Annotated in this window: 9 protein-coding genes and 1 tRNA gene; 6 read left to right on the plus strand and 4 right to left on the minus strand. The window is 46.2% G+C overall.

What is annotated here, in order from left to right:
- Positions 1-89: 89 nt before the first annotated feature.
- Complete coding sequence (locus tag EPD17_RS08760) at positions 90-1,331, plus strand: undecaprenyl-phosphate glucose phosphotransferase (RefSeq protein WP_240040781.1); 1,242 nt, start codon at positions 90-92, stop codon at positions 1,329-1,331.
- Between the two features lie 271 nt (positions 1,332-1,602).
- The gene (locus EPD17_RS08765) at positions 1,603-4,986 is read left to right on the plus strand and encodes a T9SS type A sorting domain-containing protein (RefSeq protein ID WP_132053495.1); all 3,384 of its coding nucleotides are present in this window, start codon (positions 1,603-1,605) and stop codon (positions 4,984-4,986) included.
- Between the two features lie 84 nt (positions 4,987-5,070).
- Here EPD17_RS08765 and EPD17_RS08770 read toward each other — a convergent pair whose 3' ends face one another.
- Positions 5,071-6,360, minus strand: a complete 1,290-nt coding sequence (locus tag EPD17_RS08770) for a polysaccharide lyase (RefSeq protein WP_165929571.1) — start codon at positions 6,358-6,360, stop codon at positions 5,071-5,073.
- A gap of 1,105 nt (positions 6,361-7,465) precedes the next feature.
- Here EPD17_RS08770 and EPD17_RS20220 point away from each other — a divergent pair.
- Together EPD17_RS20220 and EPD17_RS08775 are read left to right on the plus strand one after the other, a co-directional pair.
- Positions 7,466-7,672 carry a hypothetical protein gene (locus EPD17_RS20220; protein ID WP_240040782.1) on the plus strand — a complete coding sequence of 69 codons (207 nt, stop codon included), beginning with the start codon at positions 7,466-7,468 and terminating at the stop codon, positions 7,670-7,672.
- On the plus strand, positions 7,665-10,265 hold the full coding sequence (locus tag EPD17_RS08775) for an alpha-L-rhamnosidase (protein WP_240040783.1): 2,601 nt from the start codon (positions 7,665-7,667) through the stop codon (positions 10,263-10,265). Before EPD17_RS20220 ends, EPD17_RS08775 begins: the two co-directional genes overlap by 8 nt.
- 257 nt (positions 10,266-10,522) lie before the next feature.
- Here the strand turns inward: EPD17_RS08775 and EPD17_RS08780 are convergent, their stop codons facing one another.
- Positions 10,523-12,082 carry a M61 family metallopeptidase gene (locus EPD17_RS08780; RefSeq protein WP_165929572.1) on the minus strand — a complete coding sequence of 520 codons (1,560 nt, stop codon included), beginning with the start codon at positions 12,080-12,082 and terminating at the stop codon, positions 10,523-10,525.
- A 269-nt stretch (positions 12,083-12,351) separates the two neighbouring features.
- Between EPD17_RS08780 and EPD17_RS08785 the strand changes: the two genes are divergently transcribed.
- Together EPD17_RS08785 and EPD17_RS08790 are read left to right on the plus strand one after the other, a co-directional pair.
- Positions 12,352-14,304 (plus strand): sensor histidine kinase, encoded by a 1,953-nt coding sequence (locus tag EPD17_RS08785; protein WP_132053499.1) that lies wholly within the window; start codon positions 12,352-12,354, stop codon positions 14,302-14,304.
- Between the two features lie 134 nt (positions 14,305-14,438).
- On the plus strand, positions 14,439-15,602 hold the full coding sequence (locus tag EPD17_RS08790) for an alpha/beta hydrolase-fold protein (protein ID WP_132053501.1): 1,164 nt from the start codon (positions 14,439-14,441) through the stop codon (positions 15,600-15,602).
- Positions 15,603-16,330: 728 nt separating this feature from the next.
- Here EPD17_RS08790 and EPD17_RS08795 read toward each other — a convergent pair.
- Positions 16,331-16,404, minus strand: a tRNA-Met gene (locus EPD17_RS08795).
- Positions 16,405-16,752: 348 nt separating this feature from the next.
- Complete coding sequence (locus tag EPD17_RS08800; protein WP_132053504.1) at positions 16,753-17,778, minus strand: SRPBCC family protein; 1,026 nt, start codon at positions 17,776-17,778, stop codon at positions 16,753-16,755.
- Positions 17,779-17,902: the final 124 nt, after the last annotated feature.

A 17,902-nucleotide genomic window follows, 5' to 3' on the forward strand; every position in this document is an offset into this window, starting at 1 on the left:
TAACCCAGGCGCTGGGTTTTTTAATGCTGGTATATATTTTCGGGCCCGGCAGGTTCTCGAAGCTTGAATGGCTTATTGTATTTGGCGGAATGGTTACTTGGCTTGTAATCGTTTACTGGAGCAAATTGTACCGCACCGTTACCAGTGAAGCCTTTGGGCAAATGGTAGCCCGGCACGTACGGCACTATGCAGGTTATGTATTGCTGTTGCTGTTGTGTTATTTGTTTTTGCCGGAGCAGGGTCTGAGTAAAAAGCGCTTGATCCTTTTTGCGGTAGGTGTGCCGCTGGCGGGCTTTTTATTCAACCTGTTGTTGTTACAGGCCGTTTCCTGGATCAGTTATTCAAAAACACATGTGCGCACCACGTTGGTAGCCGGAACGGGCCATATGGCCAAAAAAGTTGAGCGGCAGTTATATGGTCGTAAGGTGTCGGGGTACAGGATTCTCGGATATGTAAACTGCCTGCAAAATGAAGAATGCCTGGTGGGTCGCGAAAATGTTGTGAGCAACCTACGCGATATCAAGCAGTACCTGGAAGAGCACCCGGTTGATGAAATCGTTATTGCTTTGCCCGGCAAGCCGCTGCGCAAAATCCGCAACATCATGGATGCGGCCGATTATTACGGCATCCGGGTAAAGTACATTCCCGATTACGATGAATTGTTTGGCCGCAATTACCAAATCACCAGGTATGGCGCCATCAGTGCCGTTGATGCACGCAAATACCCGATCGATGGGTCTATCCATTCGTTGGTGAAACTCGTGTTTGATAAGGTCTTTTCTATTTTTACACTTGTATTCTTAGCACCAATTTTCCTTGTGCTCGGCATACTGATAAAATTGGATTCGCCGGGGCCAATCTTTTATCGTCCCATTCGCATTGGTAAATCCGGTAAGCCAATCTTAGTTTATAAGTTTCGGAGCATGCGCATCGAATCGGACGGAGCCGGGTCGTTGTCAACATCCAAAAACGATCCGCGTGTTACAAAGATTGGGCGGTTCATGCGCAAATACAGCATCGACGAATTGCCGCAATTTATCAATGTGCTGTTGGGCAACATGAGCGTGGTAGGGCCGAGGCCGCATCGCCGTTTTCTTGATAAGCAATTGCAGGAGTGTGTAGGCCGTTACATGATCCGCCACTATGTAAAGCCAGGCATTACCGGCTGGGCACAGGTAAATGGATGGCGCGGGCCAACTGACACCGACGAACAAAAACGGCAGCGTACACTACACGACTTGTGGTACCTCGAGAATTGGTCGATTTGGCTGGATATCAAGATTGTGCTATTAACTGTGTTTAGTAAAAAAGCACATAAAAGCGCATTTTAATTTTTGACACTCTTCGGCCAACCAACATCCAATTGTTTGATCGGACTTGTATTTACAGCTTATTTCAAGACTATTGCACCAGGTGTAGGAAGTGTAAGTATGGATCCCCGCAATATAAGCTCGCAAGACTAACACGTTTATGAGCCACGCTATTTTAAAATAGCAGTTGTTAATCTCTGTTTGGAAAAGCAAAGTTTTTTCCAATTAATCACCAGGCTGGGTTGTATGAATTCTTGTTGCACAGCACCCGGCAAAAACCACCTGTTTAAATATGAAAAAAGTTGTAGCCAAATTTGTAATGCTCCTGTGTTTTTACACAGCAGCAGTGGGACAAGATGTATTGCCCAAAACGAACCTGTCAGCTAATTATCTTGATAACTATTCGTTCCTATCCCCGGCTGATGATCATCTCGATCCTGCAATGCCGCTAATCGTTGATGGGGTAGGCGTGCCGGGTGGTTTTACACCATTTATCTTTGGTGTCACAGGTACCAATGGCACCTTATTCAGTACAATTACGCCGCTTTCGCCCATACCAATTGGCAGCACTGATACCCAGCACAAGCCTCAGGCAAAAACATGGTTTCATGCGGGAAAATGGTGGGCCGCCCTGCCGCCTTCGGTGGGCGGTACCCGGCTATTTCGCCTCGATGGTACTTCGTGGACGCAAGTAATGACCATTGCCAGTTCTGGTTCCCGCACCGATTGCTGGGTGGATGGAAATCTGGTTCATATCCTCATGTTTAAGGGTTCGGGAACCAACCAGATCGCAACACTGGAATATGACGCGAACTTAGGAACATACAAAGCGTGGAACAGGAGAGCTACACCCACAAGCCTCAGCCTGCCTTCCGGCGTTGAATCAGCAACAATCACGGTTGATGGTACCGGAAGAATGTGGGTGGCAGCAGATGCGGTGAATGATATATTAGTGTATTGGAGCGATGCTCCCTACACTTCCTGGAGTTCCGGCATCAATGTAGCTTCTGGCATCAACAGCGATGACATCAGTTTGATCACTAAACTGCCCGGTAGGGTTGGTGTCTTTTGGTCTAATCAAAATACCGGGCTGTTTGGGTTTCGTACCCATGTGGATGGCACCAGTGCTTCGTCCTGGACGGCAGATGAATTACCAGCTTCGCAAAATGCCATTCCGGGTAACAAAAAAATGGCGGACGACCACATGAACGCTACGGTTGCCAGCGATGGAACTTTATATGTGGCTGCTAAAACAAGCTATAATTCGGGCTCATTGCCGCAATTGATTATGCTGGTGCGCAGGCCAAATGGTGTATGGGACAATCTTTACCCGATAACCATTGGCGATGGCACCCAGGCAATCGTGTTGCTGAATGAAGCATTAGGAAAATTGAAGGTTGTATACTCCAGCCAAACAAACGGTGGGGAGATTCTATACCGCGAAAGTGCAACAGCGAACATTTCGTTTAGTAGCGCAGCAACTTTAATGGGTTCTGTTGCCGACGATGTAAATTTTGCGTCCAGCACACACCAAACCTACACTAATGAAGTTGTAGTGGTTGCCACTAAACAGGCTGCCCCACGACAAATCATTGGCGTAATGGCCAGCGATGGTGCACCGACAGATGTTACTCCTCCTGTGGTGAGCGGCATTGTGCGTCAAACACCGGCTGACGAAACTACGAACGCTAATTCCGTAACCTTTGGTGTTACATTCTCGGAAGCGGTTACAGGCGTTGATGTTTCGGACTTCAGCCTTACTACGGGTGGAACCGTACAAGGTGCCGTGGCAAACGTATCGGGCTCAGGTACTGCTTATGCCGTTACCGTAAACAACATTTCGGGCGCCGGCACACTGCGGCTTGACCTCAAAGGTGCTGGAACCGGCATTACCGATGCTGCTGGCAATGCGATTAGCGGCGGCTTCAACTCTGGTCAGAGTTATACAATTGTGGCTGCTGATGTTACTGCTCCTGTGGTGAGCGGCATTGTGCGTCAGTCGCCGCTTGAACAAAATACTTCTGCCACCACGGTGAGCTTTGGTGTTACCTTCTCTGAAGCGGTGAGTGGTGTTGATGCAACTGATTTTACCTTAAGCACCGGTGGCACAGCACAAGGCAGCATCCAATCAGTGTCGGGCAGTGGCAGCAGCTACGTGGTAACGGTGGGCAGCATATCGGGCAGCGGCAGCCTTGGCCTTAACGTGAAGTCAAGCGGCACAGGCATTACCGATGGTGCAGGCAATGGGCTTAGTGGCGGCTTCAGTGGTGGGGAAACCTATAATGTGTCGCCTGCTGATGTAACGGCTCCAACGGTTACAAGCATCAACCGGCAAACACCGGCTGAAGAAACTACCAACGCCAATTCCGTAATCTTTGGCGTTACATTCTCGGAAGCGGTTACAGGCGTTGATGTTTCGGACTTCAGCCTTACTACGGGTGGAACCGTACAAGGTACTGTTGCAAGTGTATCGGGTTCTGGTACTACTTATGCCGTTACGGTAAACAACATTTCGGGCGCCGGCACACTGCGGCTTGACCTCAAAGGTGCTGGAACCGGCATTACCGATGCTGCTGGCAATGCGATTAGCGGCGGCTTCAACTCTGGTCAGAGTTATACAATTGTGGCTGCTGATGTTACTGCTCCTGTGGTGAGCGGCATTGTGCGTCAGTCGCCGCTTGAACAAAATACTTCTGCGACCACGGTGAGCTTTGGTGTTACCTTCTCTGAAGGTGTGAGTGGTGTTGATGCTACTGATTTTACCTTGAGCACCGGTGGTACGGCACAAGGCAGCATCCAATCAGTGTCGGGCAGTGGCAGCAGCTACGTGGTAACGGTGGGCAGCATATCGGGCAGCGGCAGCCTCGGCCTTAGTGTGAAGGGAAGTGGTACGGGCATTACTGATGGTGAAGGCAATGGGCTCAGCGGCGGCTTCAGTGGTGGGGAAACTTACAACGTGTCTCCTGCTGATGTAACGGCGCCAACAGTTATCGGCATCAACCGGCAGTCGCCCATTGAACAAAACACTTCTGCCACAGGGGTTACCTTCGCAATCAATTTCTCAGAGCCGGTCAATGGCGTCGACATCACCGATTTTCAAATAACCAAGACCGGTGATGTTTCGGGAACAATCGGCCAATTGCGTGGTGCATGTTCAGGTTTTACAATAACGGTCATCAATATAAGCGGCACTGGCACGATCAGGCTTGACCTGAAATCAGCCGGGACCAATATTGTTGATGCCGAGGGGAATGCCATTTCCGGCGGCTATACTTCCGGGCAGATATACGAATTTGGATCACAGGGTATTTCCGGAAGCACTACTGTAAATCCGCCGAAAAGAAAGCCAAAAGGTCAAACCTCCATCAGTGCATCGGAAAGGGTAGATTTAGAAGTGCAGGCAAAGCCAATGACTGAAGGCATTAGCGCACAGGTGTTCCCCAACCCATTCAATAATCAAACATCCTTTAGCTTTAAATTGGCCAGCAATGAGGAGTACAGTGTCTGGCTGGGCGACTCGTGGGGAAGGCAGTTGCAACATCTTGGCAACGGCAAGGCCAATGCGAATACTGAATACCGGATACGCATTGATGGTTCGCGCCTCACCCCTGGTTTTTATCTGTTAACGATCAAATATGGATCACAAATGAAGATATTGAAGCTGGTAAAAGAATAAGTGCCAGTACAGACCTGCATTTATTGTAAACAAAAAAAGGTAGCCAGATGGCTACCTTTTTTTGTTTCAGGGGTGTTGCCCTTTTTATTTTACAAAAGTAAAGCTGATGGTGTTGGCTACACCGGCAGTTCCTTTGCCGCTCGACAAAGAATACGGTGTTGCCTTCAGCGTGTAAGTTCCTATTGCAGGTGGGTTCCAGTCGCCATAGTAAAAGTTGCCGCTTCCGCTATCGCCATGCAGCGCATACGGGGCTTTGCTATCGGCAAAAGTTTTAGACTTCGCGCCACTCAACGAAAACAGTACACTGCCAATTGTTCCTGTGGTATTAACACGCAGGTTCAGTTTGGTGGTCGGGAGCTTCGACAGGCTGATTGTCTGGCCATTGGTGATGGTCATTACATCTTTTTCAGTCGATGCGTCCACAAGCACAAAGCTGGTGATGGGAGAGTTGCCAGTGCCGGGTTGCGTAACAGTTTGGTCTGTTTCGGGAGCAGGTGCTGGTGCAGGTGCTGGAGCTGGTGCGGGTTCCGGAGCAGGTGCAGGCGCAGCGCCGCCGGGCAGCATGTCAGCTAAAGTTGCCTTTTCGCTTCCGATGCGTACATCGTCGTAATACAGAATACGCTTGCTGGTTTGAGTCGTGCTCGAATTGTTCCAGGACGATTTGTACACGCCAAGCTTCCATTTTGGTGAGCTGAACTTGCCACTTGAAAGCTCGTACATGTTGATGCCGGTACGGTTCACTACTTTGTTACCATTCAGCCATACCTCGATCAGGCCATCAGTGCCTGCAGAATGTTTAATGTGAAAGACAAACGTGTTCCATTTATCCTTTGCGATGGTGCCGAGGTCAAACGTTTGTTTTGCAGTCGCATTTTCCTTAACAATGAGGCGGTAGCGGTCCAATTTGGTACCGAGTGTGATGGCTGGAGTGATACCGCCACCCTGGTGCCACTGGTTGATCAGTTCGTCTTCGGAGTCAATCTTATAGTCGGCCGCAGGGAAGTAAACTGAGAATGCATACCAGCGGTTCAAGTTAGATTGGGTAGGGAAAGAAACTTCTGCACGGGTTCCGTTGTTGTTCATAGGGTCGGTGTCGCGCAGTTCAAAGCGACCGGATTTTGAGCCTTCCAACACGGGTTTTGTTGCCAGCGTTAAAGCATATGAAGTTTCCATTTGCTTATTTACATACGTGGCAAATGCAGTGCTGCCTTCGAAGTTTTCGCGGAACAGAATGTTAGGAGATACGCCGGCAATGCTGCCTGCTACTTCCGGGCCGGCATTCAGTTGGGCCGCTTCAGCATTGATGGATGTGTCCTGAAGATCATTTTTACTGCATGAAATCAGTGCTGCGAGCAATACGGCTTGAGAAAGCATAAGTTTCCCTTTGCCAGAAAAGTTCTGAATTTTTTTCATAGAATTTTGTTTTCTTTTTTGCGACAGTTTAGGTGGCTAAGCTTGGGCTCATTTTTCATTGAAGCCGGCGGCGCCGTTTTTGAATGATTTTATGAACGGCACCTCTTGGCGAATATTATGCCAGTGTAATTCCTTATCTGGCGCGGGTTTCAGCCGATTTTTTGCCCCTTTTATAAATTCCTGATGATTTTTAGTACTGTACAGTTGAAAAAAAAATAAATATGTTTTCAAAACTTATAAAGAAAACCTAACACAGTTATAAAAAGATAATTGCGACCTCACTAAGAAGTATAAACGCTTATTGAAAGACCATATTTTCGGTTCTTCACCTAAGTTTTAATGAATAATATAGAAAGGGATTTAAGTGTAATTACTTAAAATATGATCTGCTATTTTCTAATGAAGAAAGTCGCTAAGCGTTTATACCTGCATGTAAGTATGATAATTAATTATCATATAGTAAAGCGTCGACTGGAGTAACAACTCTGTGGCGAAAATGGCTTTTGCTGAAATATAGTTCTGGTGGCCGGTTTACGTGTATGAAAGAAGCTTGCTGTATTGAATAAAATGTGCATGTGTTGGGTGCTCGGCCGCTGTTGCGTGGCAATAAATTTTGCTATCATTAAAAGACGTAACAGCTTATTGAAGCTATAATGATGTCAAAAAAGCCGGCGCAGGTACCTTAATCACTTTTTTAAAAACGAGTTTCTAAGTGTTAATGAAGTATTGCTCCTGGATGATAAATGCCGTAAGTGGGATTCATGAAAGAAGTACGCACCTCCAACTTGATGTAACAAGGAGCAAAAGTGTTAGGACTCAATTACACAGGCTATTAATGAAGCAGGTACACTTCTAAGAGGCTTCTTCCTAGTATGATAAAAATGAATGCGTGGGCCATCAGCTGATTTTCGATTTGTACAAGGATTTCAGGTACTGCTTCAGTAGCCCTTCATCTTCGTTGACGGAAACCATCTGGTTTTCACCCTGAATTATGGTAATTAAATAGATCGTAGTTTATGCAGATGTCTTAGTGCCATTCAAATAAAGGGAAGGCTGATACAGTGCTATGAAGCATTTTGCCGGAGATATGTATGGACCATTTAATTTAGTAGCAAAGCATTTCTCCAATGGCCGCAGTTTTAATGGACGGATTCAAGCACAGTATCAGATCAAAAGCAATACTCCTTCTTTTCTTTTGCATCATCGCAGCTTCCAATTTATTTGCTGCATCACCTTGCAAAGTGGTTGGACTGCGCTGCGAGTATTTGATTAATCCTTTAGGCATCGATGCAAAAACACCGCGGTTTACCTGGCGGTTGGAAGATGCACGTCGGGGCGGTAAACAAGTGGCCTTTCAGGTGCTGGTGAGTACAGGCGCTAACGATTTTTCAAATGATAAGAGCCTTCAGTGGAACTCAGGTAAAATCGATGCTGCAACGAATTTGATTCTATATAACGGCAAAGAACTGCAGCCGTTTACCACCTACTATTGGAAAGTAATTGTTTGGGATAAGGACGGCGTTGAAACCAGCGCATCGCCTATAGCAACTTTTGAAACCGGAATGATGGGTGCCCACAATTGGAAGGGAACGTGGATTTCGGATGCAGCCATCATTCATGAAAAGCCGGCGCCTTATTTTCGAAAGACGTTTAACGCAACGAAAAGAATTAAAACAGCAAGAGCATACATTGCCGCAGGCGGACTGTTCGAACTATTTCTAAATGGCGCGAAAGTCGGCAACCACCGGCTCGATCCGGCCTATACCCGGTTTGACCGCCGCACCCTTTATGTAACGCATGATGTGACCAAACAATTAGCACAGGGCAAAAACGCAGTGGGTGTTTTGCTGGGTAATGGTTGGTATAATCACCAGTCAACAGCCGTGTGGGATTTTCATAAAGCGCCGTGGCGGGCCCGCCCTACATTTTGCCTTGACCTGCGCATTACCTACGAAGATGGCTCTGTCGAAACCATCAGCTCGGGCAAGGATTGGAAAACAGCCTTTAGCCCCATCACGTTTAACAGCATCTATACCGCCGAACATTACAATGCAAATTTGGAGCAGCCCCTCTGGACCACGGCTGCATTTGTTGATACCGCATGGAAAGGCGTCATCATCCGCTCGGCGCCATCGCAAAACATTGTGTCGCAGGTAATGCATCCAATACGTAACGTAACGGAAGTGCCGGCTGTTTCAATTAAGAAGTTTAGTGACACAACTTACGTGTATGATCTGGGTCGCAATATTTCGGGTGTATCAAAAATCAAGGTACAGGGGCTGAAGGGCACGGTGCTTTATTTAAAACATGGCGAGCGGCTGACGAAAGCGGGCAGGGTTGACCTTTCTAACATTGATGCGCACTACCGGCCTACCGATAACACAGATCCTTTTCAAACAGACATTGTTGTACTGAGTGGAAAGGACGATGAATTTATGCCCCGGTTTAACTACAAAGGTTTTCAATATGTGGAGGTAACGAGCAGCCGACCGATTGAATTAAAAAAGGAGAACCTGACCGGTTATTTCATGCACAGCGATGTGCCGCCATTGGGGCAGGTGAGTTCCTCCAACCCCATGATCAATAAATTGTGGCAGGCAACAAACAATTCTTACCTGTCCAATCTTTTTGGTTATCCAACCGATTGTCCGCAGCGGGAAAAAAACGGCTGGACCGGGGATGCACATATTGCACTCGAAACGGGCCTGTACAATTTTGATGGCATCACGGTTTATGAAAAATGGCTGGCCGATCACCGCGATGAGCAGCAGCCAAACGGCGTGCTTCCTTCCATCATTCCAACCGGCGGTTGGGGCTACGAGTGGGGCAACGGTCCTGACTGGACCAGCACCATCGCCATCGTACCATGGAACATTTACTTATTCTACGGCGATGCCAGTTTACTCAAAGCGAGTTATGAAAACATCAAGCGTTATATTGACCACATCGATGCAACGTACCCAACCGGTTTAACCACATGGGGATTGGGTGATTGGGTGCCGGTAAAAACAAAGTCGCCGGTGGAATTGACGTCTTCTATCTACTATTTCACCGACACCTATATTTTAAGCCAGGCAGCACGGCTGCTTGGTAAAAAAGAAGAGGAACAACATTACAGCAAAATGGCGCAGAAGATTAAGGATGCCATCAATGCTAAATACCTAAACCGCACAACGGGTTTATATGGCAGCGGATCGCAAACGGAATTGAGCGCACCACTTTATTGGAACGTTGTGCCCGACGAGTTGAGGCCAAAGGTTGCTGCAAACCTGGCACAACGTGTACAAAAAGACAACCTGCATCTTGATGTAGGGCTGTTGGGAACGAAGTCCATTTTAAATGCGCTGAGCGAAAATGGTTATGCGGACCTGGCGTACAAAATTGCTGCGCAGGAAGACTTTCCATCATGGGGTTGGTGGATTAAAAATGGTGCTACCACTTTGTATGAAAACTGGAACATCGATGCTACGAGTGATATTTCACTCAACCACATCATGTTTGGCGAAATTGGCGCGTGGTTGTACAAAGCATTGGGAGGCATCAAACCCGATAGTGGAGCGTCGGGATTTCGGCATATTGTTTTAGAGCCCCACTTTGTTGCTGGCCTGGATGCGTTTGATGCCAGCTTTAATAGCCCTAACGGGTTAGTAGTTTCATCGTGGAAAAAAAAGGGTAGGAGTATTGAATACAACGTTACAGTCCCACCTAATACAACTGCAATGCTTAAACTAACTACCGGTAAAATGAAGTTGTATGAAAACGATAAAACTGTAACATCATTATCGCCTAAGGAAAGCAGTGGTAATAGGCAAGGGCAATCAAGTTATTTGCTCAACGCAGGTACGTATCGGTTCATATTGAAATAGGTTGCGGGGAAATATTTATAGCCATTATCATAAACAGGTTGTATTTGTTTTACATGCAAAAAGCTATTGCATTCAAACAAGCATTCAACTAAAAATCTAGCATTTGATTTGTAAGCAATGGTTCACGGCTCAGTGGAAAAACTAACCCGACCGGTGTATAAATAAAACTGCCCCTTTGCGCAAAGGGGCAGTTTTATTTTCAGGTATTATCAATACAAAATAGAACAGTGAAGCAATTTGTATCCGATGAAGCAAATTTATTGACCAATCCAGTGTTTGCGCAGCGCAGTTTGCGCTTCAGACATGTTACTTATTGCCAGGATATTTCCCGTTTCAATATTTAGATGGAGCCCGACTTTTTCCAATTGCTGTTTGATCGGCAAGCCATCTGTTCCTTCAATGTATTTTTCTATAAATGAATTTATTTCATGGTAACCAGTCATCGTATAGATGTCACCAAACAAATCATCATCGTTGAAAGGTTTGTCTTTTCCGTATTTATTCATTAGGTCAGAAACAAGGTGCTGCACCCCATAGTTTCCGCCGCTTAAAGCCATCAGTTCAATATCAAGGCACAGGTTTATTAGCGCACCCTTAGCATATACATTCATATATTCATCAGGCATTTGTATAACATTTTTACTGAGTTCAGTAAACGAAACATTGTCCTTGAATTTTTTCATGCCGGCAATCTTCTTTTCCACTACATGAATAAACTGATCCACCGCTTGCATTTTCTGTTTTACAGGCATGTGCATGGTGAAATACTCCGTCATGCCTTCGTATAACCACAAGTGTTTGGAGAACTTAGGGTTGCTAAAATCGAAATTTGCTATTTCGTGTGAATGAAGGCCAAGTGGCATTTGCATGTGAAAAAATTCATGACTTGCCAGGTTGTAAATATTGTCCTTAAGAATTGCTATATCCATCGGCGCATACATCAATACCAGTGTTGATCGATTATGTTCCAATCCATCAGCGAAATACTTGCTGTCCTCCTGGTTTGTATTGTGGTAAAAAATGAAACTGTATTTATCCGTAGCCAGCTTACCACCTAAATATTCTGCCTGGTTTTGCACAAGCGGCGCGATAAGTTCTGCCAGCTTTTTGGTAATCTTTAGGTTTGAATTTGAATAACAGGCGACAGTAATTGAAATGCCTGGCAAATGAATTGTCGCAGTATCGGCTGGAGCATACATGATTGGGTTATCGGCTAGTACGCGGTAGCTTTCCGCAAAATATTCATCCTCATTTTTTAGGGATCTTTTTTTCGTCAAACTTGTTGCGCCGTATAAATATTCGGGCTTTGTTACGTTTATTTTGAAAGGAAGATTTTCCTGTTTTGCAAAGTATCCGAATACGGTGTTCGGGTTAATAATGACGACCGCACTATCAAAATGGCTTTCTGAAGAACGATAGGGTCTTAGCCCTTCAAAATTAAACGCCTCCCAGCCATCGTTCGTTGTGTACTTAATTGTGGCCAGGTTTTTAGCGCCAATGATCTTCCAGCAATTTTTATCGATGCGAGCCACTTTAAGCTGATGTCCTTTTTTATTGATGGCGTTAAGGTTGTTGACAAATTTTCCATAGTCTAAAGCGTCGTATACACCAGGCACAATCCTCGGTAAAAAGAAATAACTGGTGTCGGTTAGTTTGCCGTTGAACGTCAGTTCGACATGGAGTTCATCGTCAATAATCTTATCGATGTTGATTTTATAATGGTATCCACGAAATACCCTAGCCTGCGAACAGCTGCAGAGCCAAAATAATATTGCGCAATAGACTACAGCAGTATTAAACATCCGAGAACGATCCATGCGCATATTTAGCCGTAATAATCGTGGTCTCCAATTTTTTTTAGAACAGTCGCATTGTTAGTGTTGTGGTCCAATACACTTCGCTTTATTCTCATAAGCAGTTATTTTTGGTTGCGGCCTGGTGTTCTTACCGGGCTTTTTTGTGCTACGACAGAAGAGTCGGCACCGCCTTACCTGGCGTTGGGGTTAATAGTGCCTGGCTAATAGGATGCTGCGTGTAGTGCATGGACACCGTAAGTGCCGATGAATAAATTGAGAAAGCATTAGGTATGGATGACAAATCAGAATCGCTTAACTTTCCTTTTTCATTCATGAGCCCGTACGAAACTGTAGATGCATCTTTCATTGCCCCTATTCTAGACTTGTTGCCAGATGCAATCATATGGGTATACCCTGTGACCGGAAGCAGTGGAGCGGTGGAAGATTTTTATGTTGGCTATTCTAACCGTTCGGCAGATACCGGCATCAACCATCCGAAAGGTAGTTTGACCGGCCTTTTTATCTTAAAGGACGGTGTGCCGTCTATACTGGGTGCACAGGCTAACTTCAACCATTTCCTTCAGGTCTATCAAAGTGGCGAGCCCAGTGAGCACACCTTTCACGCACATCATTCGGGGCTGCAGTTTGAAACAAGAAGAGTAGTTTATAAAGGGGGTATCCTAAGTACAACGCGGGATCGCCGGGCCCAACGTGAAGCCGAGCGGAAAGAACAGGAACAATCTCTGCTTTTAAATAGTGTTTTAACGCATTCCTCCAATGGAATTTCTGTTACAGAAGCCATCCGCAACGAAGAAGGCATAGTGATAGATGCCCGGACGCTGCTTGCCAATGAGGCTGCGGTTCGCTTCATTGGATTGCCTTTAGAAATATACCTCACAAAGACAGCCGTAGAACTACAGCCCAATATCATTGGCTCTCCTTACTACCAGGCGTATGTGCAGACTTTGGAAACAGGGGAGCCCACCATCATTCAATACCAAATGGAAGGCTCGGGCACCTGGCTGGAACTATCGATCTCTAAAATGGATGATAACCGCGTCATCCACATCTTTACCGATGTTACTCCGGTAAAGGACGCCCAGATGGCGTTAGAGCATTCAGCCCGGCAGCTAACCACTATCATCAATACCACCCAGGCCGGCTTTTTCATGATCAAGCCCATCCTCGATGAATCGGGAATCATTACCGATTTCAGATTTACGATGGTGAACCACGTCATGGCAGCCTTTGTGGGCGCACAGGCTGAAGACTTGGTCGGTCAACCGGCTTCGATAAATTTTGAAACCTACAAGCAAAACGGCTTATTTGAGCGTTTGCGCGACGTATACGAAACCGGTATACAGCAACAGTTTGACATTCATTATTCGGGTAAGATCGTAGATACCTGGGCCAACATGCGGATCACCAAGATTGGTGAGCAGGTTTTGGGCACCTTTACAGACATTAACCAGCTCAAAACACTACACCTGCAGCTGGAGCAAAACATTGCCGAGCTAAAGCACTCCAATGCGTACCTGCAAGAATTTGCCCATGCAGCATCTCATGATTTAAAAGAACCGATACGGAAGATCCAAACATTTTCCGAGCGCCTTCAGAGCAGTTTAAAAGATCGTCTGACCGAGGTAGAAGCAGGAGTTTTTCAACGCTTGCAGACAGCTGCCAGTCGTATGAACCAACTAGTGGAAGACCTGTTAACTTATTCGCAGGTTAGCGAAAGGCCGCTCCGCAAAGAAGCAGTGGACCTGAATGAAAAGCTACAAATCGTTCTTTCAGATTTAGAGGTGCAGGTGGAAGGAAAAAAAGCGGTGATTCAAGTGCATACGCTGCCGGTCGTCAGTGGATATCGCAGACAATTACAGCAGTTGTTTCAGAACCTGATTAGTAATGCGTTGAAGTATAGTAAAAAAGATACACCTCCACATATTGTCATCCGTTCGCAATCTATCACCGGGGCTGATTTACCCGAACCTATTCCAGGGGCACTTGCAGAGCAGCGTTACCATCTCATCGAGGTACAGGATAACGGAATTGGTTTTGAGCAAGAGTATGCGGAACACATTTTCAAAATGTTTCAGCGCCTGCATGGCCGTAGTGAATACGAGGGTACGGGCATCGGCTTGTCAATTGCCCGAAAAGTAATAGACAACCATCAGGGTTATATCTGGGCGCAGTCAAGGGTAGGAGAAGGTGCCACATTCAGTTTCTTGCTTCCACAGGATTAGGCCATGGGTAATCATCGGTAAAAGTGAATTCATCAGTGGAATGCCTTTTATTGGGGTGACAAACCTCGTACCGAACCAAGGCCATTTTTGAGATAAGCACGAATTATATTTGGAAACCACTCAAGCAACATCAAATGAAACGAGTGTATAATTTTTTATTGTTGATCACACTGCCTATTATTTGTTTCGCGCAACCGGCAACAGCACAACTTCCGGAAGGAACCAAAGGTGCATCGACAAATATTAATGCCAATGATTGCCCATGCGTATTTCCAAATAGAAGCATTCTATTTAAAGTGTCTGCGCCTGATGCAGGTAAAGTTCAGATAGACTTGGGCAAGCTGTATGACATGCAAAAAAATGATAAAGGAATCTGGATGGTTACGACAGATCCACAGGACCCCGGTTTTCATTACTATTCGCTTGTGATCGATGGCGTTAAAGTAGCAGATCCTGCCAGTGAATCTTTTTTCGGTATGGGTAGAATGGCAAGTGGGATAGATATTCCGGAAGCCGGAGTCGACTTTTATGATCGTAAGAATGTTCCGCAAGGCGAGTTGCGATCACGATCGTATTTTTCGAAAACGCTTGGTGTATGGCGTAACATAAATATTTACACACCTCCAGGATATGACAAGAATACAAAGAAAAGTTACCCGGTGCTGTACATTCAACATGGGGGAGGCGAAGATGAACGCGGCTGGGCTATTCAGGGCAAAACCAATATCATCCTGGATAATCTTATAGCAGATGGAAAGGCGGTTCCGATGATTGTTGTTATTCCTGCCGGCAATATACAAAAGCCGGGAATGCGTGCTGGTGGATACAACGATGAGGCGATGGACGCTTTCAAAGAAGAGTATTTTGAAAACGTGATCCCATTTATCGAAAGCAACTACAGGGTAAAACCGGGCGCTGCCAATCGGGCCATTGCGGGATTGTCAATGGGTGGAGGCCAGGCATTCTACACTGGCCTGCGCAACACTGATAAATTTGCTTATGTGGGTGTCTTCAGCACGGGCCTTTTCGGAGGTATTGCAAGGCCAGACGCATCGCCTTTTGATCCTGAGGCGGTGATCCCCGGAATCTTGACGAATCCTCAGTCGTTCAATAAGAAGCTTAACGTGTTTTTTATAACAGTGGGTGAACAAGACCCGAGAATTGAGCACACCAAGAAGTTGATAGAAACGTTTAAAAGTAAGGGGTTAAAAGTGGATTTTGCTTCCTATCCTGGTGGGCACGAATGGCAGGTGTGGCGAAAGTCTCTGCATGATTACGCTCAACGAATCTTTAAGTAGCGCTTTTCTACTTATTATGAAATGAAGGCTGAAAGACGCCCATTGGCCACCTACTCTTTGAGAAAAAGAACTGCTCTAATGTTTCCTGATCGTAGAAGTTTACATCGAACTCGATTCGGTCTTGATCATTTTGATTTGGATTGCGGTACGGCATTCCTCATTCGAACACTGAGGGTGGGTGTTCAAAAGAAGTAGCAACCCCCGGGGGTAGTTAGGAGCTTGCCAAGGAGCCCGCGTTCTGTAAAATTGGAAATCAGAGAGCTGGAGCACCAACAACATGACTTGCTACAGGTATGGCAAGGCGAGCAGGTAAAGTGCATTAGCTCTATTCCTTGCTTAAGTAAAAGGGCCGTTGCTCTGCTGATTGCTTACACCAAAAGCTTCAAAATGGTGCAGAACTACTGGCAAGGTCAAGTCCAATAAAAAATGCAGGTCCAGGAGCGTCGCAAACAGTAAATTCAAGAATTGAAATACTCACCAGTCGTAATATTTGGTTGAGGAACGTTAGCATCAATCCAGATGGTTGGCTTTTTATAGCTTTAAGTCCTGCAAACAAGCTATAGGTCCCGAATCCTCTTCCTACAGGCATATAAATAAACCAGAAAAGGTTTACCCGATATTCTCTGAATTCAAGAAACGAATAAAAGCAAAAAGATGCATGAGCTAATTAGTTGATAAATAACTAAGGCATAAAAAAGTCCCGCACCAATGGCGCAGGACCTGCCGTGTACCGAGGAGCAGACTTGAACTGCCGACCTTCGGGTTATGAATCCGATGCTCTAACCAGCTGAGCTACCTCGGCAACCGTTTAACGGGCTGCAAATATATGTGAATCATGCACAACAAAACAAATTTCTCTCGCAATCCAACACCAAAAAAAAGCCCACTGTAGAAACAGCGGGCGACTAACGATTGCTTGCCATATGAAAAAGTTCTGCCCGGAGCTGCGTTCAGCGTCGGACCATAATCATTTGATTCATTTAATGTGCGATACACTATAAGTGTATCTAATACACTTGCAAATATAAAACAGCTTCGCCATTTCTATATTACCACATTGTTAATTCCAGCTTCTCATTTGCGCCAACGGGCAAAAAAATGCAGGACCTGGTTAAGTCCTGCATTTTTTCAAAATATACTTCTGTGCTAATTATGGCGTAATGCTTTGATCCGATGAAGTACCACCAGTGCCGGGACGTGTATTTCCGGCGTTGCTCGCATTCTGGCCTTGGTTGCCGGGTTTGTTGGTACCAGTTGCCGACTGGTTTTCAGAAATATGGCTGCTGTGCTGCGTACCGGTTCCGGTGGCGCCAGTGGCAGGGTTGCCGCCCGGCGTGTGTGCCATCGAACTGCTGCCCGTAGTGCCTGTTGCGCCGGTAGCCATACCGCCGCTATTGCCGCTGCTCATCGTGCTGTTCATGGCATTGCTGGCGGTGTTGGATGTGCCGGTTTTGGCGTTGTGCTTTGTTTCGATGTATTCTTTAAAGTTCAGAACATCTTGGCGGATGATTTTTTCAAACATCGGGTTGAGCATTTTGGCAACGCCCGAACCGATTTCGCCGGCAGGCGGCGTGTATGAAATCACCACTTCCAGCTCGGTGCCTTGTCCACCCAAAGCGTCTTTAAATACTACTTTGCCGGCATTGTGGATCGTGGCGTTTGGAATGCTTTGCCAGCCAATCATTGAGCCTTCCTCTTCTTTCACAATCTCGGCGTTCCATTTGATCTTGCCAATATTGCCCGGCAGCGTCGCTTCCCAATGCGAATGCTTTTGGTCAATCTCTGTAACCGAAGCCAGGTGTTTCATAAAAAGGGGCAGGTTTTCCAGCTTGCGCCAGAAAGCGTATACTTCGTCTTTGGGTTTGTTTACAATAAGGCTGGTGCGGATGTTTACCGCTTCGGTATGTGCTACGCCTTTTGTTTTGCCCATGGCGCTGTACATGGGGCAGTTGCCCGATGCGCCACGGTACACCAAAAAGCCGCCCAACACGGTTTTAACGAGGCCGCTTACCGGGTTGCGGGTCAGGTTGCCCAACCCCGACGAAAGCAGGTAGCCACCAAGGGCTGCGCTTAAAATGCGTTCGTTGTATCCAACATTTATCTGGTTGCTGTTCCCTTCGGCAGGGTTAAAATCGTTCTCATCCTGCCAGCTTCCAAATTGTTCATTTGTGGCCATATTACAATGTTTTTGCTGCACTGCTGCTAAAATGGTGCTTACCCCTGCCGGGTACTTAACTACATCTTTGTTCTATTGCATAAGTAGTTGGTTTTTAGGTAAATAAAAAAGTCCTGCATGCATG

Origin of the sequence: Pseudocnuella soli (assembly GCF_004347775.1) — a bacterium.
Taxonomy (GTDB): Bacteria; Bacteroidota; Bacteroidia; order Chitinophagales; family Chitinophagaceae; genus Flavisolibacter; species Flavisolibacter aquaticus.